Raw genomic sequence first — 20,533 nt, forward strand, 5'->3', positions numbered from 1 at the left:
GTTTTGTAATGGCTTGGCGCAGCCTTTCACCGCTCTGTAACTAGTTTGGATAACTAATCACTGAAGGCGTGTTGCGCATGAGGCAGCGGCGCGCGACAGCCCGCTTCGATCAGGCTCAGCCGATGATCGAATGCCGCAAGCGGGTAAGCGAAGAAATACTGCGCCGTGCTACGCTTTTCGGCGTAAAACGGATCGTTGGCGGCTGCGTCGAGCACGATGCGCAACGTGCGCGCCCACGCGAAAGCCAGCAGAAGCCAGCCCAGCAGCGCGAGATAGTCGTCGGCCACGCGATAAGGCAGTTCACGATCGCCCATGCTGCCGCGCTCGATTTCACCCGTGACGCGCTGCACCTCGGCGACCAGCGCCTGGAGACGCGCGCCCACGTCGTGCAGCACCGCGTCGCCAGAAGCCGCGCAGCACGTGGCCTCGCCATTCACATGCGCGAGCAACCCACGCAGCGCCTCGCCGCCGTCGCCGAGCACCTTGCGCACGAGCAGGTCGATGCCCTGGATTTCATTCGTGCCTTCGTAGAGCATCGCCACGCGGCTGTCACGCACGGTCTGCTCGACACCGTATTCGTGGATGTAGCCGTATCCGCCGAACACCTGCAATGCATTCGAGGCCGCCGTGAAGCCATTGGCGGTGAAGAACGCCTTGGCGATCGGCGTGAGCAGCGAGGCGAGCTGCCCCGCCGCCTGGCGCTCCTGTGCCTCGGGGTGCCGCGCGGCCACGTCGAGCCAATAGCCGATCCAGTAGCCGATGGCCCGCTCACCCTCCACCGTCGCGCGCAGATCGAGCAGGATGCGCCGCATGGCCGGATGGAACGCAATCGGGGCGGCCTGCCCCGGCTCGCCCTCGTAGTTCGCGGGCGCGCTCACGGCGCGCATTTGCGCGCGTTCATGAGCGTAAGCGTGAGCGCGCTGCCAGGCCACTTGCGCGTGGCCTACACCCTGCATCGCCACCTGCAGGCGCGCTGCGTTCATCATCACGAACATCGAAGCGAGCCCGCGATGCGGTTCGCCCACCAGCCAGCCCAGCGCGTTTTCGAAATGCATGGAGCAGGTCGGGCTTGCCTTGAGGCCCATCTTCTTCTCGATGCCCTCGCAGTGCACGCCGTTGCGCACGCGCTCGCCGTTGGCGCCGGCGATCCACTTCGGCACCACGAAGAGCGACAAACCCCTGGTGCCCGCCGGTGAATGGGGTAGCCGCGCGAGCACGAGATGGACGATGTTGTCGGTCAGGTCGTGATCGCCGCCGCTGATGAAAATCTTGCTACCTTGAATTCGCCAGGCGTCGCGCTCCGGCTCGGGCATCGCGCGGGCGCGCAGCAGCGAGAGGTCGCTGCCCGCCTGCGGCTCGCTCAGGCACATCGTCGTGAGCCATTCGCCGCTCGCCACTTTCGGCAACCAGTCGCGCTGGAGTGCGTCCGAGCCGTGCGCCATCAGACACGCCGTCGCGCCGTGGGTGAGGCCGGGCGACATCAGCCAGGCGTGATTGGCCGCCGCGAGCATCTCCTGAAGCGCGACTTCGAGCAGTTGCGGCAAGCCCTGGCCGCCCGCGTCGGTGTCGAGCGCGAGCGTGGGCCAACCCGCCGCCACGAAGTCCGCGTAGGCCTCGCGAAAACCGGCCGGCATCGTGACCTCGCCGCCCTCGAAACGGCACCCTTCCAGATCGCCGGCCGCATTCAGCGGCGCGATCCGTTCCACGACGAAACGCGCCGCTTCTTCCAGCACCTGCTGCGCCATGGCGCTGTCCAGGTCCTCCCAGACCGGGACGCTGCGCCACCAGGCGGGCGCGCCAATCCATTCGTCGATCACGAAGCGCATGTCGCGCAGCGGGACCCGATAATCGAGACTCATCGTAACCGCCCCTCAAGCCCGTTGCAGATACTGCGCGAGGATCACGCGCGGATTGGCAAGCTGTGCGTCGTATAGCGCTTCGACCAGCGCGGCACGCTGCCCCAGCACGACACGCTGGTTGATCGACCCTTTGTCCGTGATCTCGCCTAGATCGAGCGAAGGCGGCACGTCCATCACATACAGGCGCGTGATCGATGTCGCACTGCCGGTCGCCTCGCGATTGAGGCGTTCCATCAACGCGGCGAAAAAGGCGCGCACGGCGGGCGCATCCACCACATCGCGAGCGCTGACGCCGGCATCGAGCCCGGCAAGCCGGCGGCATTCATCGAGCCGCGGAAAGATCAGCACGCCGATGTCGTCGCGGTCGATGCCTGCAATCACGGCGTCCTGCACATATGGCGCGCCGTCCGAAACGATGCGCGTCCGCATCGGCCCCACGCTCACGAACGTTCCCGAGCTGAGCTTGAAGTCCTCCGCGATGCGTCCGTCGAATAGCAGGCCCAGTTCGGGGCGCTGCGGATCGACGAACCGCACGGCGTCGCCGGTGCGGTAATAGCCTTCCTCGTCGAAAACGTCGTGACTGTCGGTTGCGCTCGCGCGCCAGTAGCCGCTCATCACGTTGGGTCCGCGAAAGCGCGCCTCGAGCTTGCCGTCCACGGGCACGAGCCGCGTCTCGCAACCCGGCGCGGGCAGTCCGATATAGCCCGAGCCCATCACCGGCCCGGTGGTGAAGAGGCAGGACGGCGCCGTCTCGGTCATGCCAAGGCCGGCCATGATGCGAATGCGCTCGCCGCAGTGCGCCTCGGTCACGCGTTCGAGCCGGTCCCACGCTGCTTGCGAGAGACCCGCACCCGCGAAGAAGTACATCTTCACGCGCGAGAAAAACCGCTCGCGCAGCACCGCATCGGTTTCGAGCGCGGCCGTGAGTTCTTCCCAGCCCTTGGGTACATTGAAATAGAGCGTCGGCGCGATTTCGCGCAGATTGCGCAGCGTCTCTTCGAAGCGACCCGCAACAGGCTTGCCGTCGTCGATATAGAGCGTACCGCCGTTGTAGAGCGCGATGCCCACGTTATGGCTGCCGCCGAAGGTGTGATTCCAGGGCAACCAGTCCACCAGCACCGGCGGCTCGATGCCGAACTGCGGGAAGGTTTGCAGCAGCATCTGCTGATTGCTGCACAGCATGCGGTGTGTCGTCGGCACGGCCTTGGGCAGGCGCGTCGAGCCCGATGTGAACAGGAACTTCGCGATCGTGTCGCCATTCACGCGCGCCTGCGCGGCTTCGATGCTGCCCGCCTGCGTTTCGAGCAGCGCCGAAAACGCGGTTTCGCGCCGCGCGCTGCCGGACGGCGTCACGACCACGCGCTCGACATGATCGGGCACGGCGGCATCGAGCGCCGCCGCAAAAGCCGGCCCTTCGGCGGCGAACACCAGTCCCGGATCGAGCACGCTCAGCGTGTGCCGCAGCTTGCTGTAGTCGCTCGACACGAGCGAATAGGCGGGCGAAATGGGCGCATAGGGCACACCGGCCCAGAGCGCGCCGAGGGCCATTTGCAGATGTTCGAGGCCGTTGCCCGAAAGCAGCGCAACGGGGCGCTGCGCCGATAAGCCACGCTCGATCAGGGCCTGCCCGATCGAGCGCGCGCATTCGAGCATCTGCGCGTAGCTGATGCCCTGCCATTGCCCGTCGGCGTCGCGGCGCGCCACGAGCCAGCGATCCGGGTGAGCGCGCGCACCGCTCACGAGCCGGTCGGTGATGCGCTCGGGAAAAGCACCGAGCGGCTCGCTGGAGCGCAGATACCAGCAGTCGCCACGCCGTTCGATGTGCGGCGCGGCCGAGCCGATGGCGACAGTGCGATAACCGGCGAAGGCCGGCGGCACGCCGGCGCGGGCATGCGTTGGGGTCGGCTCCGAATCCAAAGCCTGTCTCCTGTGATGACCGGTGCCGGGCTTGGGTTGCCTCAGCCGGCCCGATGGTTCATGTTGTGATGGGCGCGCGCGCTCAGATCGGATAATGACGCGGGCCGGTCTGCACGGTGATCCAGCGCAGGTCGGTGAATTCGGCAATCGACGCCTTGCTGCCGAAGCGACCGTAACCGCTTGCCTTCACGCCGCCGAACGGCATTTGCGCCTCGTCATGCACGGTCGGCCCGTTGATGTGGCAGATGCCCGACTCGATGCGCTTCGCCACGTTCATCGCGCGCGCGATATCGCGGCTGAACACGGCCGCCGAAAGGCCGTACTCACTATCGTTGGCAATGCTTATCGCTTCTTCGTCGCAATCCACGCGCTGCACCGTCACGACCGGGCCGAACGATTCGTCGGCATAGAGCTTCATTTCGCGCGTGACGTTTTCCACGATCACGGGCTGCATGATCGCGCCATTCACCTCGCAGCCTAGCGGCAGCTTCGCGTCTTTCTCCCGCGCATCCTCCACGAGCGCGCGAACGCGCCGCGCGGCGGCTTCGCTCTCCAGCGTGCCCAGCACCGAACCCGGCTGCGTGGGGTCGCCGGCCTTGAGGGTGCGCGCCTTTGCAACGAGCTTGTCGACGAATGCATCGGCAATCTTTCGATCGACGATCACGCGCTCCGTCGACATGCAGATCTGCCCTTGATTGAAGAACGCGCCGAACGCGATGCCCTCCACCGCCGCGTCGAGATCGGCATCGTCGAGCACGAGTACCGGTGCCTTGCCGCCCAGTTCGAGCAGCGCGGGCTTCAGATGCCGCGCGGAAAGCTCGGCGACGATGCGGCCCACGCGCGTCGAGCCCGTGAAGTTCACGCGCTTGACAGCCGGATTCGCGATCAGGCGCTCGACGATGGCGGGCGCGTCTTCGGGTGCGTGCGTGAGCACGTTGACGACGCCCCCGCCCAGGCCCGCCTCGCTGAGTACTTCGCCGATCAGCGCATGCACGCCCGGACAACCTTCCGATGCCTTGAGCACCACCGTATTGCCGCAAGCGAGCGGCATGGCGAGCGCACGCATCGCGAGAATCACGGGCGCGTTCCAGGGCGCCATGCCGACTACGACACCGCAAGGCTGGCGCACGGCCATCGCAAGACTGCCCGGGATATCCGAAGGAATCACCGCGCCGTCGATCTGCGTGGTCATCGCCGCCGCCTCGCGCAGCATGTTGGCCGCGAGCATGACGTTGAAGCCGTACCAGTTGGCCATCGCGCCCGTTTCGGCGGCGCCGATCGCGATAAAGTCCGGCGTGCGCGCATCCATGCGGTCGGCCGCGGCCAGCAGGCGCTTGCGGCGCTCCGTGGGCGTCAGCGCGGCCCATGCGGGAAACGCGCGGGCTGCGGCGGCGACGGCCGCATCGGCATCGTCCAGCGAGGCGGCGGCGGCGCGCGTGGCGACCTCGCCCGTGGCCGGATCGATGCGCTCGAAGGTCTTGCCGGTCGACGCGGCTCGCGCCGCGCTGCCGATCAGGAGGCGGGTTTCATGCATGTCGTTGTCTCCTCTGTACGCTCACTCAGCGCTTGTATGCCTGCAGGCCCGGCTTGATGCTCTTGTCGTCGAGGAACTGCTTGAGACCCTTTTCGCGGCCGCCTTCAGGATCGCGATGATTGGCCTGATCGAGCTTGGCGTAAAGATAGTCCTCGTTCTGCTCCCACGTGAGTTCCCGCGAACGCTTGAAGCCATGCTTGGCGTTGCGCAGTACGACCGGGTTCTTGTTGAGCAACCTGGCAGCCAGCGCCAGCGTTTCCTCACGCAACTGCGCAAGCGGCACACTCTTGTTGACGAGGCCCATCTTCGCGGCCTGCGGGCCCGTGAACGTGTCGCCAGTCATGATGTAGTAGAGCGCCTCGCGATGGCCGACCGTGTCCGCCATCGCCTTGCTTACGAGGTTGCCCGGCGGAATACCCCAGTTGATTTCCGAAAGGCCGAACGTCGCTTCGTCGGCGCAAATCGCGAGATCGCATGCCACCAGCGGCGAGAAACCGCCGCCGAAGCACCAGCCGTTGACCATCGCGATGGTCGGCTTCGAATACATGCGCAGCAGTTGCCATTGCCAGCGGCTGGCATCGCGGCGAATGCGCTCCTGAAGCACGTCGGGGCCAGCGTCGACTTCGCGGAAATATTCCTTCAGGTCCATGCCGGCCGTCCAGGCCGAACCTTCGCCGGTCAGCACGAGCACCTGGGCCTCGGCATCGAGCTCCAGGGTTTCGAGCACGTCGATCATCTCCTTGTTGAGCGTCGGGCTCATGGCATTGCGCTTTTCCGGGCGGTTGAGCGTCACCCAGGCAATGCCGCCTTCCACCGCAACCTTGACCGTTTTCCAGCGACCTTCATAACTCATTGTCTATCTCCGTGAACGTTGCCGCACTCGCGGCCTTAAATCAATTTACTATCAGGCAACCTGATATGTAAAGTAGAATATGATCTCGTCGGTACAAACCCCGAATTCACGTAAGACGCCTCGAACACGATGACACAGAAAACCTCCACCTCGGCGCCGCGCGAGGACTGTGCGCCAATCCGCCGAAGCCAGCCCGCATACCGTGCCGCCCACGCGCCTGAGCTATCTGATCGGCCAGCTCGACCGCGCCGTCTCTCGGCGCCTTTCCGAAACGCTCGCGCGGCACGGCCTCACGCTGCCGCAATACACCGCGCTTTCTATATTGCGGGCGCGCGGACGCTCGTCGAATGCGCAGATTGCCGAGCGTTCATTCATCACGCCCCAGGCAGCCAACGAAGTCGTGAAAACGATGGAAACGAACGGCTGGGTCATGCGCGAGGCATAGCCAACGCGCGCCGCCGCGCATCAAGGATAAAGGGGAGACAGCCTTGAATATCGAACAACTCGTCGCCATCGACACGCACGTTCACGCGGAAGTGTCGTGCTGCCAGCCGCCCGACCTCTTCGCGAAGGAGTTCGACGATGCCGCCGACAAATACTTCGGCACCGTCCTTAAACAGGGACGCCGCCCGACGATTCCTGAAACGATCGAGCACTACCGGGAACGCAGGATCGGCTTCGTGATGTTCACGGTCGACTGCGAGGCGAACATCGGCCGGCGGCGCATCGCCAACGAAGAGATCGCAGACTTCGCACAGCAGAACGCGGACATCATGATCGCCTTTGCCAGCATCGACCCGCACAAGGGCAAGCTCGGCGTACGCGAGGCACGGCGGCTGATCGAGGAGCATGGCGTGCGCGGCTTCAAGTTCCACCCCACGATGCAGGGATTTTTCGCCAACGACCGGCTGGCGTATCCCCTATACGAAGTCATCGCCGAATATGGCTTGCCTGCGGTGTTTCATAGCGGCCATTCTGGCATGGGCTCGGGTATGCGCGGCGGCGGCGGTTTACGCCTGAAATATTCGGAGCCTATTTATCTTGACGACGTAGCCGCCGATTTCCCCGACATGAAGATTGTGATCGCGCATCCGTCGTGGCCCTGGCAGGAGCAGGCGCTTTCGATCGCGACGCACAAGCCGAACGTCTACATCGACCTCTCGGGCTGGTCGCCCAAATACTTCTCGCCGGAGCTCGTGAAGTATGCGAACACGCTGCTGCGCGAGCGCGTGTTGTTCGCTTCGGACTTCCCCTTGATACGTCCAGATCGCTGGCTGGCAGACTTCGATACGCTCGATATCAAGCCCGAAGTGCGGCCGCTGATACTCAAGGAAAACGCCACCAGGTTATTGGGGCTGCGCACTTCGTAAAGCGCTCACTACGAACTGCTTACGTCCGCAAGCACAATTTCGAGTCGACGCCGGAACCGGCTGCGCCGAAAAGAACAGCACGCCGGAAAAAGGGCGCCCTGTCGTTTGTGATCCAGAAGCATTGGGCCAGCCGCCTGCATTACGATTTCCGGCTCGAAGCCGCTGGCGTCCTGCTGTCGTGGTCGGTATACCCGAAAAACGGGGGATTCTGAGTTTTGACACACTCAATCGGGTCGACTTTACTGAAAGTTCAAAATTTAACGAATCCAAACCCGGAAAGTTCAAAGTTAAACGAACCACGGGTTCAAAGTTGTCTGAGCAGACTCCCCGGAAAACCCTGTCGCGCCGTGACGGCCGGTTCCAAGTTAAGTGAATCTCGACAATCGCAGCGGACTCGCCCAATCGGCCATGCCAGCCCATCTTTCCGCGCTGGTGAAGGCCGGTTTGCTCGTCATCACGCACGTGGGCAATGGACTTTCCTCGCGCGCAACGAAGCACCGATACGCGCTTTCGCCGAGCCGATCTTCGTCCATCGTCAGGTCCGCGATCTGCGCTTGATGCGTGCCGTCTTTCTGGCGACACCTCCTTTATTTGCGTCGGCGTGCTCACGGATCGTCTCGATCAATGCGCGCAATCCCGCCGGTACGTGGCGGCGCCCCGGGTAGTACAGACATAAGCCGTCCAGCGCGGGCGTCCAGCCCTCCAGCACACGCACGAGCGTCCCGGCTTCCAGATCGGCGTTGACGTTCCACTCGGTCAGATACGCAAGGCCCAGGCTCGCGCGCGCCGCCGCGAGCATCAGGTTGGGCTCGTCCAGCGTGAGCGCGCCTTCGCCGTCCACGCGCACGACTTCGCCGCGCCTTTCGAATTCCCACTGATAGATCACTCCGCTCGGCATGCGGCTTCGAATGCAGCGATGTCTGGCAAGATCCGCTGGCGTGCGCGGCGGCTTATGCCTCGAAAAATACTCTGGACTCCCTACCAAAGCAAAACGCTGGCTTTCGCCGAACGGCACGGCAATCATGTCCTGCGGCACGGTGTCGATCAGCCGGATGCCCGCGTCGAACCCTTCGACGACGATATCGACCAGCCGTCCTTCGGTGACGATGTCGAGCTTCATCTCGGGATAGCGCTGCAGAAAAGCAATAAATACCGACATCACCTGCCGCGCCGCCCCTGCCGATGTATTGATGCGCAACGTGCCGGAAGGCGTGTCGCGAAAGCTGCCCGCCTGATCGAGCGCGGTCTGGATGGTCGCGAGCGCCGGCGCCACGGTCTGCACGAACTGCGCCCCCGCCTCCGAAAGCGACACGCTGCGCGTGGTGCGATTGAACAGCCGCACACCGATGCGCGCTTCGAGCGCCGCGACGGCGTGGCTGAGCGCCGAGGTCGAGACGCTCAGTTCGTCGGCGGCAGCGCGAAAGCTGCGTCGGCGGGCCACCGCGAGCACGGCTTCCAGTTCGGTCAGTCCGGAGGTTTTCATTATCCTGGATCGCTCAATAGGTTATCCCGGATTGTACGGCTAGTCAGGTCAATAGCATCGGTCTATCTTGCGATCTGGACAACGCACTGGCAGACAGAATATGCAGAACATCGAGCACATCTATATCGACGGCGCCTTCGTCGTGCCGCATGGGAACGAATACTTCGACCTATTCAACCCGTCGACGGAACAGGTGATCGGCCGGGTGCGTCTGGCCGACGCCGAAGACGCGCGCGACGCCATCGCCGCCGCGAAGCGAGCCTTCCCCGCGTTTTCGCGCACGGACAAGGCCGAGCGCGTGGCGATGCTCCGGCGCATGCACGCAGCCGTGGTGGCGAAAGAAGACGCGCTGTTCGAAGCAATCGTCGAGGAATACGGCGCACCGGTTTCGCGCGGCCGCTGGATGGCACGCCACGCGAGCGACGTGCTCAAGCAGGCCGCCGATACGCTCGAAGCCTATTCGTTCGTGAGCCGCGCCGGAACGGCGGAAGTCGTCATGCAGCCGCTGGGCGTCGCGGGATTGATCACGCCCTGGAACAGCGATGCGGGCTTTATCTGCGGCAAGCTGGCTGCCGCGCTCGCGGCGGGCTGCACGGCCGTCGTCAAACCGAGCGAAATGAGCGCGATGCAGACGCGCGTCGTCACCGAAGCGCTGCACGAAGCAGGCCTGCCCAAGGGCGTTTTCAACATCGTGACGGGACGCGGCGAAACGGTGGGCGCGGAAATCAGCACGCATCCCGATGTCGCCAAGCTCTCGTTTACGGGGTCGACTGCGGTGGGCAAATCGATTCTGCGCGCCGGCGCGCAAACGCTCAAACGCGTCACGCTGGAACTGGGCGGCAAATCCCCCTTTATCGTGCTCGACGACGCGGACTTCGACGAGGTGGTTCCGCTCGCGCTGCAGGCGGGATTCATGAATAGCGGCCAGGCCTGCATCGCCGGAACGCGCATTCTGGTGCCGCAAGCACGGCTTGCGGAATTCGAGCAAAAGATCGTCGCTGCAGTTGCGGAGTTTCAATCGGGCGATCCGCGCGATCCGCGCACGAGCGTCGGTCCGATGGTGAGCCAGAAGCAATGGGAGCGGGTGCAGCGTTATATCCGCATCGGCATCGACGAAGGCGCGCGTCTAATCGCGGGCGGCGAGGGTCGGCCGCAAGGCGTGGAGTCGGGCTGGTTCGTGCGCCCGACGCTCTTTAGCGACGTGCGCAACGACATGACCATCGCCCGCGAGGAAATCTTTGGGCCGGTGCTTTCCATCATCGCGTATCACGATGCCGAGGATGCCATCGCGATCGCGAACGATACGCCCTATGGACTGCAGGCCTATGTCTGCTCGCGCGATGCAGCGCACGCTCGCGCCGTGGCCGCGCGCATCGACGCGGGCCGCGTGCTGGTCAACACGCTCGCGCACGAACCGGCGGCCCCGTTCGGCGGCTTCAAGCAATCGGGAATCGGGCGCGAATATGGCAAATATGGCCTTGAGGCGTTTCTCGAACCGAAGGCGGTGTTGACGGCTTAAATACCCGTCATCGATTTCACGATACGCGCCGTGCGGCGCGTTGCGGAATCAGCGCGATACAGGCAACGATAAAGACCAGCAGAATGCCCGAGGCGTACAGTCGGCTCACTTCCAGGCCGCCCTGCGCGAGCGGCTTGTCGAGCAGGTCGCCCAACGTGGCGCCAAGCGGCCGCGTCAGCACGAAAGCGGCCCAGAACAAGAAAGTGCGCGAGACGCGCGTGCCCAGCCACAAAAGCCCAACGACGACGATGCCCAGGCCGAAGATGGCCGCGCCCATTTCGAATCCCAGGCCAAGGCCACCACGGTCGTCACCGGCGACCCAATCGCCGAGCGCGGTGCCGAGCGTTTGCGAAAAGAGAATCGTGATCCAGTAAAACCACTCCACGCGCGGCGTCGCGACGCTCTCCACCGCGACCGTGCCTTCCGTGCGATACCAGATCGCCAGACTCGCTGCGAGTAAAACGACGATGACGGTAACGCCACCGGGATAGCCGATGCCCAGCGAACGATCGAAAAAGTCGGCGAGCGTGGTGCCGAGCGTAGTCGTCGCAATGATCGTCGCCCAGTAAAGCCACGCGTTGAAGCGCTCCGCGCGAACCTGGGCGAATACCAGCGCGATAAATGCCATAAGGAAAATCAGCGTGCCGACAAGATAGCCCAGATTCAGCGACATGGTGACCCAGTCGCCGCCGGTTTCTCCGAGCGTGGTGGCGGCGATCTTGATGATCCAGAAGCCGAGAGTGAGCGCAGGCACCTTGCTGAGCGCCTGCTCGGGCGTGAAAGTGACGTTGACAGTGGAATTCATGGGCGCAATCTCCAACCAGGCGATGGTGAGAATGGAAACTATCGACTGTATTCAACAGCGCCTTAACGCGGCCTTAAATCAACCTTTATTCAACCTTGAATCACGCCAGTGTCATTGTTCCATATCGCCGAACAGATCCGGACCCGATTGCGCGCCGGCCGGCTCGGGGACTGTTCCAGCCCGCACCTGGGCGAGCACGTCCGCAGGCAGCCATGCCTCTTCCAGCGCACCCAGGCCACCCTCGATCAGCTGCTGCAGGAAATACGACGGCTTGCGGCCGCTGATCTCAGCAAGGAGCCGCAATCTGCGCTCGATGGCCGGATCGACGCGCACGGCGACGACCTTCAACTTCTCCGCACTCTTTTTCCTGCCCAACGTGTACTCCGTGCTTTGTGCCTGTATGCAAATGCGCGATGCCATCGCCCATGAAAAAACCCGCGAGAGCATTGCGCTTTCGCGGGTTTCTTTTGATCCTGGTGCCTAAGTCGGGACTCGAACCCGAACGCCTCGCGGCGCTACCCCCTCAAGATAGTGCGTCTACCAATTTCGCCACCTAGGCAAGGGATCGGCATTGTATCGACTCTTTTTGGATTTTTGAAGACCCGCGCCCAAAAAATCCGGGAATTTTTTGCAGCCATGTGAAAGGGACGAAAAAGCCGATTCGCAGCCGCGCCGATCAATCGTCGAGCGTCTGCAGGAATTCCGCCACCATCGCCGCTACCTGCGCTTCCTGCTCGCGATGCGGGACGTGACGCACGCCTTCCATGATCGCCGCGCGCCCAGGTCCGCTCACGCGCGCCGCAATGCGCTCGGGATGCGCGCGCGTTCCGTATTCGTCGAGGCTGCCGTGTATCGCCAGCGTCGGGCACGATACGCGCGGCAGCACCGCATTGAGCGACCAGTCGGCGAACTCCGGCGACAGCCACGTTTCGATCCACGCATCGAGCACCCACTGCGTCTTGTCACCGTGATAGCGCGCGAGACGCGCGAACTGCGCGGGATCGCGAAACTGCTCGCGTGCAGCACGAATACCGGCCAGCGTGCGGTCTTCCACGAAGGTTTGCGCGGCCTCGGTCACGAGCGCATCGCACTGCCCTGCATGCTGCGCCGCGCATTCGACCGCCATGCCGCCGCCAACGCTATGACCGAAGGCGATGAAGCGTTCGACACCCAACTGCTCGCATAGCGCCGGGAAAAAGCGCTCGGCCTCGTCGCGCACGAATCCTGCGCCCAGCCGGTCCGTACGCGCATCCGATGCACCAAAACCCGCGCGATCGTAAGCGATCACGCGCCGTTTGGTTGCGTGCGCAAGCGTCTGCGCAAACGTGCCCCACAGCGCGACGCAGCCCAGCGAGTCGTGCAGCAGCACGATTGGCGCGCGCCGTACGGGCGCTCCGTGCTGCCAGCTACGCGCGAACAGCTTGCCCATGGGACCCGCGATCCAATGGTCCTGCGTCAACGCCTGAGTCCCGGTCATATCGGTCATTGTCATGCGGTGTTCGTGGTCGATTGAATTCGGCCACGCCTGTCAGCCGAACAGATGCCTCAGTATGCCTGTCGCCGCCACGCCGATCACTACCGTAGGCAGTAACGAGAGCCGCGTCGCGGCGAACAGCGTAATCGCGAGCGCCGCGAGATCGGCGGGATTGCGCGACACGAATGCCGGTGCGATCACGGAAATCAGCACGCAGCCCGGCACATTCTCCATCACCGCGCGCATGCGCGGACTGAGCGTGCGATCGCGCAGCGCCACGTAGCCGATGATGCGCGTGAGGTATGTCGTCACGGCCATCAGCAAGATGGTGGCGAGCGTCGCGAGCGTTGACCCTTCAAGCATGGCTCGGCTCCCGCAGCACCGCCGTCACGAGGCCCGCGCACGCGCCCACCGCCACATACCAGGCGCCCGGCACATAAAGATAGGTCACGCCTGCCGCCGCGAGGCTCACGAGCCACGGCAGGCTCGCCCGCGCACCCTTCCACATGCCCTTGAGCAGAACCAGAAAAACCGCGGTGAAGGCCATGTCGAAACCATAGCGCTGCACATCGCCCAGCACGGGGCCGAGCACCGCGCCCAACGCCGTGAACGACACCCACGTAAGCCACAGATTGATCGCGACGCCCATGTAGTAGGCCACGCTCACGCGCCCGTGGCCGCTTGCTTTCGCGTCGGCCATCGCCATCGCCCAGCTTTCGTCGCACATGAGGAACAGCGCGGGCAGCGCGCGGCGCAGCGGCACGTGGCGGATGTATTGCGCGAACGCCGCGCCCATCAGAATATGGCGCGCATTGACGAGAAACGACATCGCCACGATCAGCGCGATATGCGGCGGCGAGGTCCACAGGCGGACCGCGGTGAATTCGGAGCCACCCGCGAAATTCACGCCGGTCATCAGTGGAACTTCAATATTGCTCAGGCCCTTTTGCGCCGCCTGGGCGCCCAGCACCAATGCAAACGGGATGAAACCCATCATGATGGGCAGCGCCGCGCGCATGCCGCGCGCGACTTCGGAAGTATCGATGGAACGCCGCGCGGAGGCGGCAGAGGTAGGCACACTGCTCATGACAATTACAATTCCTGCAAAGGCGATATTTTCTGCCGAATGCGTTCGAATCGGGTTGCGTTGTGGCCATGCAGGCGGGACAATTTGGCACCCAATGCCACGAATCCGCAAAATATCGATATGGAAAGCCATCTCAAGCTTGACGCCATCGACCGCCGCATCCTCAACGCCCTGCAACGTGACGGCCGTTTGCAGAATGTCGACCTCGCCCAGCAGGTTGGGCTGTCGCCGTCGCCGTGTCTGCGGCGCGTGCGCCTGCTGGAGGAAGCCGGTGTGATCGAAAAGTACGTGGCCGTACTCGATCCGGCCAAGGTCGGCAAGGCGCTGACCGTGTTCGCGCGCGTGTGGCTCAAGGGGCAGGACGCGCACACGGTGGACAGTTTCGCCGAGGCGGTACGCCATTTTCCCGACGTGGTGGAATGTCATTTGATGGCGGGCGACTGCGATTTTCTGCTGCGCATCGTGGCCGCCGATCTCGATGAATATCGCCGCTTTTTGATGGATTATCTGACGCGTATTCCCGGCGTGCAAAGTGTTAAAACCGATATTCCGATGCAAAAAATCAAACTCACATCCGAGATTCCAATGTAAGGATATGCACTGTCACAGGCATATCGATGCATGACCGTTCGTGTTTGACAATGCCTGACAGTCCCGTGTGCAAGCCTCGCTGATAATGCAATAAAACATCCGGTGGTTTGCTTATTCAAGCCAGCTTAATCCGCCTGCTTATTGAGTTTTTCATTAGACGGCAAAATCAGGCGGCAAAGCAGTCCAACCGGTCACGACAGGCATTGACAGCCACACGATGAGACCTCATGCGCAACACGAACGCCTTCAGGAAGCGCGCAAGCTACGCCGCGCGCGCACGTCCCCATCCCCCGCCGGCGCAATGGCGCGCGCACCGTGCGCGCGCCACACCTTTTGCGCCTGCATCGATACTCCCCACGCGCTTGCGCAGTGAGCGCCAGCGTCTGATCCGGTACATCCGGGAACTGGAAGCCGAGAATGCGACACTCGCCGAACTCTCGGTCACCGATGCGCTCACGGGCGTTTATAACCGGCGTTATCTGGAAGTCGTGCTGGCGCATGACGCGCGACTGCGCGAACGCACGCATACCGCTGCGCTGTGCGTATTCGATATCGACAATTTCAAGCTCATCAACGACGCGTTTGGCCACAACGCCGGCGACCGTGTGCTGCGCGCCGTCGCGCGTGCCGTGACGGGCGGATTGCGCACCGGCGACGACTATCTGTTCAGGCTGGGCGGCGATGAATTCTGCGTGCTGCTGTTCGCGGAGTCCGCGCGCGAGACGTTACGGGTGGCGCAGTGCCTGCAACAGGCGGTGAGAACGCTGGAGCCGCCGCAACGCGAGTTGCAAGGGCATGCGCTCACGATCAGCATGGGCGTCGCGTGGCGCGCGCACAAGCACACCCATGAGCACGGGACGTCGGCCACGCCGTGGGACATGTATCAGCGCGCGGACCAGATGCTCTACGCGGCCAAGCGCGCCGGGCGAGACCGGATCGAGTTCACCGCGGTCTGAGCCTGCGCTTCAGGCCGAATCAAGCTGCTTGCGCATCGTCGTAGCCCTCCCATGGAGCGGCACGACGACGTGCAGCCTCTTACCGCTGCTCGTCTTGCACCAGGCGCACCGTACGCCTCAGACGCGCCGCAGACGCGCTCCATTTATACGCTTCGACAGATACGGGTGTGTTGGCCAAACTACGATTCCAGACCAATGAGAACGTCGATCGCCGCCTGCCCCGCAATTTCCCCGACGAGGTAGGCCCAGCGTTCACTGAACGGACCATGACGAACAGGCACGATCGCACCATCAACGCTGAGACGCTCGACATTGTGGCCCGTTATCTGGAAGGTCACGTTATACATGTCGGGAGCAACCTGATTCAGATTGAGGTGGATTTCGAAACCGCGATAGGGGATCGATCGATTCATAAACAGCACCCTTTCGCCGGATAAACAAGTTTGGCCATCGAAAATTCTTTGTATGCAAAGGGCGGCACCATGTAGTAGCGCGATTTGCGTGACTCTGGCCTGCTTTCGACGGATGCTCTCGTTTGCCACCCATTGAAGGTGTCAACACTCACTTCCATCAATCCTCCCGTCGAGAACTGGGAAGACCATCGCAGATCGAAAGTACGATTCCCAAACCCATGGTGCGCCTTGTCCCGGCCGGTCACAAGGCATATAGGCAGCGTGACTGCATCACCCGGGGTGACTGGCCGTCAGCGTCATCAGGACGTCAGCGTACCACGCGTTGTTGAGACCCAGGCTTTCATCGACGTCCCTATCGCGTGCTCCCATGTCAACTGTCGACGAATGAATACCCAGCAGTGTCCATGGAAGCGATGACCCTGCGCCGTCCGCTTGCATCGATGCTGCGCTCGTCACCACAGGCGCACCGCTCGTGCCGCGGTGCGTTCGCGCATCGGTGAGAAAACAGCCCCTGCCTTCAAACCGAAGTCCGAATGCGGACGCAATGATGCCTTGCCTGACGACAGGCAGGTGATGCAGCGAGTCATGAAAGCCCAGTGGAAAACCAACGATAAGTATGGAAGCACCAGCTGGCATCGCGCGGCCTGGCGTGGGGAGGTTTTCGGGGCCAAAGGCGGAGAAGACAGCCCCTGGCGGCAACCGGTTCTTGCAGATTTCCAGCACCGCGACGTCGACATCCCCGCCGTCGTCCGAGGCCTGACGCCAAAGCGCCGTACCCGCCGAATACAGGGGCAGCGAGAACCACGTCGAAGCGCCGAGGTTCTCGCGATCGATGTGGAGCTCGACCTCGATACGATCCGGAAAATGCAGGCTGGGCGAGTCGATCAGAACGTGACGGCTCGTGACGAGAAAAAGACGATCGTTGCGGATGAAAAAGAACCCACTCGCGTTGGTCAGATGACGCTGTTGCGCAAACGTACGTACGCGGGCTGCACTCAGCAGCAGAGCTTCAGCGGCGGGCTGTGGGACCTGGGGGATCTGTGAAACGATAGCCGCAACGTTTGTGGGCGATAGTGACGGCACGGTATCGTACCGGGCGTCGCAGGATTCAGCCCCAGCGAGAAACTCCCGCAACGATTCGTATTGCGGCCCACTTTGCCCCGCTCTTCCCGCTGCCAGAAACGCTTCAACGGGTACCTCCGTGACGATTCCACCCGACGCGGCATTTGGCACATGCCGAATGACCGCGACCTCATTTGCGCCGTCGCAAAGCAACCATCTGTCACCGTTCGGACTGCAATAGATCTCGATTATGTCCATTGCCATTTCCGCTGTGAGTTTCGGCGTGCGCCGCGAAAGCTGAATCGAATTACAAGGTATCCCGCCATCAGCGGGCCACTACATTCGCGACTTTCAACTCGATTGGATCAAGGCGATTTGCGTCGCGTGGACACAAGCACCATGCCGCCGCCATCGATGCCGCTTCCTTGACGCCAAACCTCCTTGCCTCGCTCCGTCAACTCGCCGCAACTGTGTTGCGCGTCCGCTTCGGTTCCTTCTATCGCCATATTGCCGCCTGGCGGCTCGTGCGCCCGCTGTAGGCGTCCGGCTCGAGCGGCCACTTCATCATCGTGCGACTTTCCCGCATAGTATTGCGTCATCTTTGCGAACTCCTGCGTGATACCCACAAGTGATCGTTGGTCTTCCTCGCGCTTATGTGCTGATGTCTGTCGATGGTGATTCCACTACCGGTCAATTCGTACGGTCATCGCTTGCCATCGTCCTGTCTTTCTCCTCCGTGAAGCCCCATCTCCTGCGCTCTTTGCCCAAGTCGCTTCCAGGACAGGTCAACGCATCATGCGACCAGTCAGGTCACACGTCTGTACGCTACCGGACTTTTGCCGTGTCCGCCCAGCCTCATCTAATGCCACCGGTCACGAAATTCAATGCATTTTCGTCGTTTCATCCCGCCAAAGCGTGCCACCCACGTGGACAAGCGCCTCCCAGTCTTCTGCATTCATCGTTGCGTGCTCGCGCGCCAGGAACTCTGCTAGCCACTGCACGCAATCAGCAGGGGCAGGCCGGCCGGAGGACTCCTCGGCACATTCCTCGGCACTTAAGCGAAACTGTTCGAGAATCGCCTCCACGCTGAGCCAAGGCCTATTCATAGCGATCTCCTTCCGAGGGCGCGACGTGCGGCGCAATTCATCGCAAGCCCCTTTTCCGCCGATGACGTTAAGGGACTAGTGTTTGCGATGCATCCACCTCATAAGATGTGAGTCCATCCATTGGAACCTTCCCTCGCCTGGATGCTCGACTCTGTACCGACGGACCAATGCAACCACGACAACGGCAAAGACAACCAGACCCACTACAACACCAATCATTGACTGTGACATGAAGCTCTCCTACCAGATTGCACGATGGCCATCCGTATCTGAATTGTAGGTGTCGCTGCAGGCATATGCACGGTCGCCCTTCTCTGAACAGGCCAGCGGAAATTCGCAGCGTCGGCGACAGTTTCCGAAGACTGGCGATGCCCGCTATGCGGATAAGCGAATTGCCCTATCGCCTCGGCATACTGACTCTCGATGCGACCGAGATGGCGCGATCTCACTTGCATCCCCGTCGTGAAAAGCGCATGCTGAATATGGGCAATGTGCTGCCGCCTACAGTTCGCTATCGACGCCCCAGATTGCTTCAGCCCTCACCGCGAGATGCGCTCGCGTGACTGCCACGAATCCATCCCGGAGAGTAGTTTGAAAAAAGGCGGCATGATGATCAACTTTCCCAATCCCAGTCGGATCTACGATGCTTCCAGACGCTGTGTGTGCTTCTGGGGCTACGACAAAGCTCGCGAGATTGCTTTTCTGGTCGACAACGCGATGCTGCTGAAACTCAATCCCGAGATGATTTCTGACGAGTCCTCGTTGCTCGCAACCTTCGACCGCAACCGCGACCGCATTCTGGAACTCGCACGAACCCTCTATACCAGCGGCCCCCAGAACAGATACACCATTTCGTGAGCCGTTCGGACAAGTGAGGCGTGTCGAAGCGAAGCTGGAAGCCTGGCCGCATCGCTCGCTCGCGCGAGAGCTGATCGTCCGCGCAATGGCATTCCTGCAGCCGCGAAAGGCGGAGTTAAAGCGTCATCGAGCCATTGAAGGTGTCAAGGCGCGTTTCCATCATCTATCCCCAGCGCGCCGGGAAAACCATCGCGAATTCGACAGTGCTATTCCCAAGTCATGTTGCGCCCAATTCCAACCCTGCGCACGACAGGACAGGAAGAGCATGGAAAAACATCGTTCTGGATTGTGCTTCCCTCCAACCACGCCTGCATCAGACGGCGCGCGTTGTCCTTTAACGCGAACCGCGTGACCAGAGACGGGCTGGCGCGCACCGGAAAAGACGCTCTGCGCGCTCGCCAGATTTTTCGCGTGTTGCGCCAGACGTGCCTCGCCGAATTGCTCCTCGCGCACGGGCTCCCTGCTGTTCCAGGGCGAAGTCGAATCAAGGTAGCGGGAAACCCGCCACTTGGTCGGCTGGTCCAGACTCCTCATGCCGGTCTCAAACCAGTAGTTGTACGAATAATTTGTACGGCATCGCGCCGCGCGAAGTTGTCCATGTTGGCAATGACATTGATAACGACATTGACAACGGGCGTGTTCATGCACCCCGGTCAAGGACGCGGCCGTGCGTCCGCCCAATGACCGCGCCGATACCATGCAAAGCCGAACATCCATGCCATTCCGGCTGCGATTCCCCATACTGCGATTGTCATGTCATGCCTCCGTCAATCAACATCCATGGAGGGATGTTGGGCGTCAGCACTCAGCGAGCGCCGTTGGGTCTTTGTGCCGCTGGCAGTGTCCGACACAGCGGATTTCATCATGGGATACCGTTGCCGGCTCCAGTACCGCACGGCCAGATAGACCGCGACGAATAGCACCGCCGCGATGCCCGCCGTGAAGCCGGTAAGTGTCTGGCTCATCTTGTCCTCCCTTCAGGTCAGAAACGCAGCAGCGCCCGGTCATCCCCCTCAAGCGCCAATTCATGAACACAGGCCTGTGCGATATAAGCCGACCTGCCCATATGTTGCCGTCGCGCCGCCTGGCCGATTGCCTCCAGCAAGCTCTTGCCGAGGCTGAGTTGAATGAACACGGAGTGCGACTGGACGGCCGCCAGGTCGATATCGACGAACATCCACAAACCGTCTCCATCGTCCATCTCCAGCGCTTGCAGTTTCGACGTGTCGTAGGTGGGCGCAGGGATAATGCATTCGCTTCGGTGATACAGCCGTTGCACGAAACGCTCTGCATCCAGTGCCAGACTGTCGAGTGTGTCCCCTTCCATTTCGAGCCATGGAAAATCCGCGAAGGTGCCGCGATAGCCGCTGCCATCACGCCGTTGGACATAAAGGGGATAGTGCACAGACGCCTCCTGACTAACACGAGAGCGATCCCTCGCGTGAAGCCCGATCATGTGCCCCACGCCGCTGCCTGTCTGTACGGTGCAGGACTTTCCTGCGGTTTTCGAGGCGAATCCAGGTGAATCGTCACGCGCCGGCAGGGCACAACGAATACAGCGGATAGCGAGTTTGTACGGTGTCGTACCGCGTCGAGAGGAGATTCGGCGTAGCGTCGGAGATATCAAGGTTACGCGGCTCAATTCA

Annotated in this window: 21 protein-coding genes and 1 tRNA gene; 6 read left to right on the forward strand and 16 right to left on the reverse strand. The window is 62.3% G+C overall.

The window, feature by feature from the left end; translation table 11 throughout:
• Positions 1 to 53: 53 nt before the first annotated feature.
• The 4 genes from B0G62_RS16545 to B0G62_RS16560 form a co-directional block, all read right to left on the reverse strand.
• On the reverse strand, positions 54 to 1,859 hold the full coding sequence (locus B0G62_RS16545) for an acyl-CoA dehydrogenase family protein (RefSeq protein ID WP_103705297.1): 1,806 nt from the start codon (positions 1,857 to 1,859) through the stop codon (positions 54 to 56).
• A 12-nt stretch (positions 1,860 to 1,871) separates the two neighbouring features.
• Positions 1,872 to 3,776 carry a feruloyl-CoA synthase gene (locus B0G62_RS16550; RefSeq protein ID WP_103705298.1) on the reverse strand — a complete coding sequence of 635 codons (1,905 nt, stop codon included), beginning with the start codon at positions 3,774 to 3,776 and terminating at the stop codon, positions 1,872 to 1,874.
• Between the two features lie 82 nt (positions 3,777 to 3,858).
• A complete protein-coding gene (locus B0G62_RS16555; protein WP_103705299.1) occupies positions 3,859 to 5,310 on the reverse strand; it encodes an aldehyde dehydrogenase in 1,452 nt (483 codons plus the stop codon).
• Between the two features lie 25 nt (positions 5,311 to 5,335).
• Positions 5,336 to 6,163 (reverse strand): p-hydroxycinnamoyl CoA hydratase/lyase, encoded by an 828-nt coding sequence (locus tag B0G62_RS16560; protein ID WP_103705300.1) that lies wholly within the window; start codon positions 6,161 to 6,163, stop codon positions 5,336 to 5,338.
• A gap of 169 nt (positions 6,164 to 6,332) precedes the next feature.
• Here B0G62_RS16560 and B0G62_RS16565 point away from each other — a divergent pair, with 169 nt between their 5' ends.
• Both B0G62_RS16565 and B0G62_RS16570 read left to right on the forward strand, forming a co-directional pair.
• On the forward strand, positions 6,333 to 6,608 hold the full coding sequence (locus B0G62_RS16565) for a MarR family winged helix-turn-helix transcriptional regulator (RefSeq protein ID WP_103705301.1): 276 nt from the start codon (positions 6,333 to 6,335) through the stop codon (positions 6,606 to 6,608).
• Between the two features lie 43 nt (positions 6,609 to 6,651).
• On the forward strand, positions 6,652 to 7,533 hold the full coding sequence (locus B0G62_RS16570; RefSeq protein ID WP_103705302.1) for an amidohydrolase family protein: 882 nt from the start codon (positions 6,652 to 6,654) through the stop codon (positions 7,531 to 7,533).
• 535 nt (positions 7,534 to 8,068) lie between these two features.
• Here B0G62_RS16570 and B0G62_RS16575 read toward each other — a convergent pair.
• On the reverse strand, positions 8,069 to 9,016 hold the full coding sequence (locus tag B0G62_RS16575) for a LysR family transcriptional regulator (RefSeq protein ID WP_103705303.1): 948 nt from the start codon (positions 9,014 to 9,016) through the stop codon (positions 8,069 to 8,071).
• A 100-nt stretch (positions 9,017 to 9,116) separates the two neighbouring features.
• On the opposite strand from B0G62_RS16575, the gene B0G62_RS16580 reads away from it, so the two are divergent.
• On the forward strand, positions 9,117 to 10,535 hold the full coding sequence (locus tag B0G62_RS16580; protein WP_103705304.1) for an aldehyde dehydrogenase family protein: 1,419 nt from the start codon (positions 9,117 to 9,119) through the stop codon (positions 10,533 to 10,535).
• 16 nt (positions 10,536 to 10,551) lie between these two features.
• Here B0G62_RS16580 and B0G62_RS16585 read toward each other — a convergent pair whose 3' ends face one another.
• From B0G62_RS16585 to B0G62_RS16610, 6 genes are all read right to left on the reverse strand, one after another.
• A complete protein-coding gene (locus B0G62_RS16585) occupies positions 10,552 to 11,340 on the reverse strand; it encodes a COG4705 family protein (protein WP_103705305.1) in 789 nt (262 codons plus the stop codon).
• Between the two features lie 111 nt (positions 11,341 to 11,451).
• Positions 11,452 to 11,715, reverse strand: coding sequence for a hypothetical protein (locus tag B0G62_RS16590; protein WP_143886594.1), 264 nt, complete (start codon positions 11,713 to 11,715; stop codon positions 11,452 to 11,454).
• Between the two features lie 99 nt (positions 11,716 to 11,814).
• Positions 11,815 to 11,899: transfer RNA gene (locus tag B0G62_RS16595), tRNA-Leu, on the reverse strand.
• Between the two features lie 117 nt (positions 11,900 to 12,016).
• On the reverse strand, positions 12,017 to 12,832 hold the full coding sequence (locus B0G62_RS16600; protein WP_407671182.1) for an alpha/beta fold hydrolase: 816 nt from the start codon (positions 12,830 to 12,832) through the stop codon (positions 12,017 to 12,019).
• Positions 12,833 to 12,868: 36 nt separating this feature from the next.
• On the reverse strand, positions 12,869 to 13,177 hold the full coding sequence (locus B0G62_RS16605) for an AzlD family protein (protein ID WP_103705307.1): 309 nt from the start codon (positions 13,175 to 13,177) through the stop codon (positions 12,869 to 12,871).
• The gene (locus tag B0G62_RS16610) at positions 13,170 to 13,901 is read right to left on the reverse strand and encodes an AzlC family ABC transporter permease (protein WP_103705308.1); all 732 of its coding nucleotides are present in this window, start codon (positions 13,899 to 13,901) and stop codon (positions 13,170 to 13,172) included. Before B0G62_RS16610 ends, B0G62_RS16605 begins: the two co-directional genes overlap by 8 nt.
• 120 nt (positions 13,902 to 14,021) lie before the next feature.
• Here B0G62_RS16610 and B0G62_RS16615 point away from each other — a divergent pair, with 120 nt between their 5' ends.
• Both B0G62_RS16615 and B0G62_RS16620 read left to right on the forward strand, forming a co-directional pair.
• Positions 14,022 to 14,492 carry an Lrp/AsnC family transcriptional regulator gene (locus B0G62_RS16615; RefSeq protein ID WP_103705434.1) on the forward strand — a complete coding sequence of 157 codons (471 nt, stop codon included), beginning with the start codon at positions 14,022 to 14,024 and terminating at the stop codon, positions 14,490 to 14,492.
• Positions 14,493 to 14,719: 227 nt separating this feature from the next.
• A complete protein-coding gene (locus B0G62_RS16620) occupies positions 14,720 to 15,448 on the forward strand; it encodes a GGDEF domain-containing protein (protein WP_103705309.1) in 729 nt (242 codons plus the stop codon).
• A 179-nt stretch (positions 15,449 to 15,627) separates the two neighbouring features.
• On the opposite strand, the gene B0G62_RS16625 is transcribed toward B0G62_RS16620, so the two are convergent.
• The 3 genes from B0G62_RS16625 to B0G62_RS16640 form a co-directional block, all read right to left on the reverse strand.
• A complete protein-coding gene (locus B0G62_RS16625) occupies positions 15,628 to 15,861 on the reverse strand; it encodes a hypothetical protein (RefSeq protein ID WP_103705310.1) in 234 nt (77 codons plus the stop codon).
• Positions 15,862 to 16,131: 270 nt separating this feature from the next.
• Positions 16,132 to 17,181: a S1 family peptidase gene (locus B0G62_RS16630; protein WP_322789238.1), complete on the reverse strand. Its 1,050-nt coding sequence runs from the start codon at positions 17,179 to 17,181 to the stop codon at positions 16,132 to 16,134.
• Positions 17,182 to 17,804: 623 nt separating this feature from the next.
• Complete coding sequence (locus tag B0G62_RS16640; RefSeq protein WP_103705312.1) at positions 17,805 to 18,029, reverse strand: hypothetical protein; 225 nt, start codon at positions 18,027 to 18,029, stop codon at positions 17,805 to 17,807.
• Positions 18,030 to 18,635: 606 nt separating this feature from the next.
• Between B0G62_RS16640 and B0G62_RS16645 the strand changes: the two genes are divergently transcribed.
• Positions 18,636 to 18,887: a DUF1488 family protein gene (locus tag B0G62_RS16645; RefSeq protein WP_103705313.1), complete on the forward strand. Its 252-nt coding sequence runs from the start codon at positions 18,636 to 18,638 to the stop codon at positions 18,885 to 18,887.
• Between the two features lie 767 nt (positions 18,888 to 19,654).
• Here B0G62_RS16645 and B0G62_RS16650 read toward each other — a convergent pair.
• Both B0G62_RS16650 and B0G62_RS16655 read right to left on the reverse strand, forming a co-directional pair.
• Positions 19,655 to 19,852: a hypothetical protein gene (locus tag B0G62_RS16650; RefSeq protein WP_103705314.1), complete on the reverse strand. Its 198-nt coding sequence runs from the start codon at positions 19,850 to 19,852 to the stop codon at positions 19,655 to 19,657.
• Positions 19,853 to 19,869: 17 nt separating this feature from the next.
• Positions 19,870 to 20,292: a type II toxin-antitoxin system HicB family antitoxin gene (locus B0G62_RS16655; RefSeq protein ID WP_167401290.1), complete on the reverse strand. Its 423-nt coding sequence runs from the start codon at positions 20,290 to 20,292 to the stop codon at positions 19,870 to 19,872.
• Between the last annotated feature and the right edge of the window lie 241 nt (positions 20,293 to 20,533).

Origin of the sequence: Paraburkholderia eburnea, assembly GCF_002917095.1 — a bacterium.
GTDB lineage: Bacteria > Pseudomonadota > Gammaproteobacteria > Burkholderiales > Burkholderiaceae > Paraburkholderia > Paraburkholderia eburnea.

Excerpts from the sequence above, each read along its gene's own strand:
- B0G62_RS16545 (WP_103705297.1), bottom strand. The coding sequence starts at position 1,859 with ATGAGTCTCGATTATCGGGTCCCGCTGCGCGACATGCGCTTCGTGATC.
- B0G62_RS16555 (WP_103705299.1), bottom strand. The coding sequence starts at position 5,310 with ATGCATGAAACCCGCCTCCTGATCGGCAGCGCGGCGCGAGCCGCGTCG.
- B0G62_RS16560 (WP_103705300.1), bottom strand. The coding sequence starts at position 6,163 with ATGAGTTATGAAGGTCGCTGGAAAACGGTCAAGGTTGCGGTGGAAGGC.
- B0G62_RS16575 (WP_103705303.1), bottom strand. The coding sequence starts at position 9,016 with ATGAAAACCTCCGGACTGACCGAACTGGAAGCCGTGCTCGCGGTGGCC.
- B0G62_RS16580 (WP_103705304.1), top strand. The coding sequence starts at position 9,117 with ATGCAGAACATCGAGCACATCTATATCGACGGCGCCTTCGTCGTGCCG.
- B0G62_RS16585 (WP_103705305.1), bottom strand. The coding sequence starts at position 11,340 with ATGAATTCCACTGTCAACGTCACTTTCACGCCCGAGCAGGCGCTCAGC.
- B0G62_RS16600 (WP_407671182.1), bottom strand. The coding sequence starts at position 12,832 with ATGACAATGACCGATATGACCGGGACTCAGGCGTTGACGCAGGACCAT.
- B0G62_RS16605 (WP_103705307.1), bottom strand. The coding sequence starts at position 13,177 with ATGCTTGAAGGGTCAACGCTCGCGACGCTCGCCACCATCTTGCTGATG.
- B0G62_RS16610 (WP_103705308.1), bottom strand. The coding sequence starts at position 13,901 with ATGAGCAGTGTGCCTACCTCTGCCGCCTCCGCGCGGCGTTCCATCGAT.
- B0G62_RS16615 (WP_103705434.1), top strand. The coding sequence starts at position 14,022 with ATGGAAAGCCATCTCAAGCTTGACGCCATCGACCGCCGCATCCTCAAC.
- B0G62_RS16620 (WP_103705309.1), top strand. The coding sequence starts at position 14,720 with ATGCGCAACACGAACGCCTTCAGGAAGCGCGCAAGCTACGCCGCGCGC.
- B0G62_RS16625 (WP_103705310.1), bottom strand. The coding sequence starts at position 15,861 with ATGAATCGATCGATCCCCTATCGCGGTTTCGAAATCCACCTCAATCTG.
- B0G62_RS16630 (WP_322789238.1), bottom strand. The coding sequence starts at position 17,181 with ATGGACATAATCGAGATCTATTGCAGTCCGAACGGTGACAGATGGTTG.
- B0G62_RS16640 (WP_103705312.1), bottom strand. The coding sequence starts at position 18,029 with ATGAATAGGCCTTGGCTCAGCGTGGAGGCGATTCTCGAACAGTTTCGC.
- B0G62_RS16645 (WP_103705313.1), top strand. The coding sequence starts at position 18,636 with ATGATGATCAACTTTCCCAATCCCAGTCGGATCTACGATGCTTCCAGA.
- B0G62_RS16650 (WP_103705314.1), bottom strand. The coding sequence starts at position 19,852 with ATGAGCCAGACACTTACCGGCTTCACGGCGGGCATCGCGGCGGTGCTA.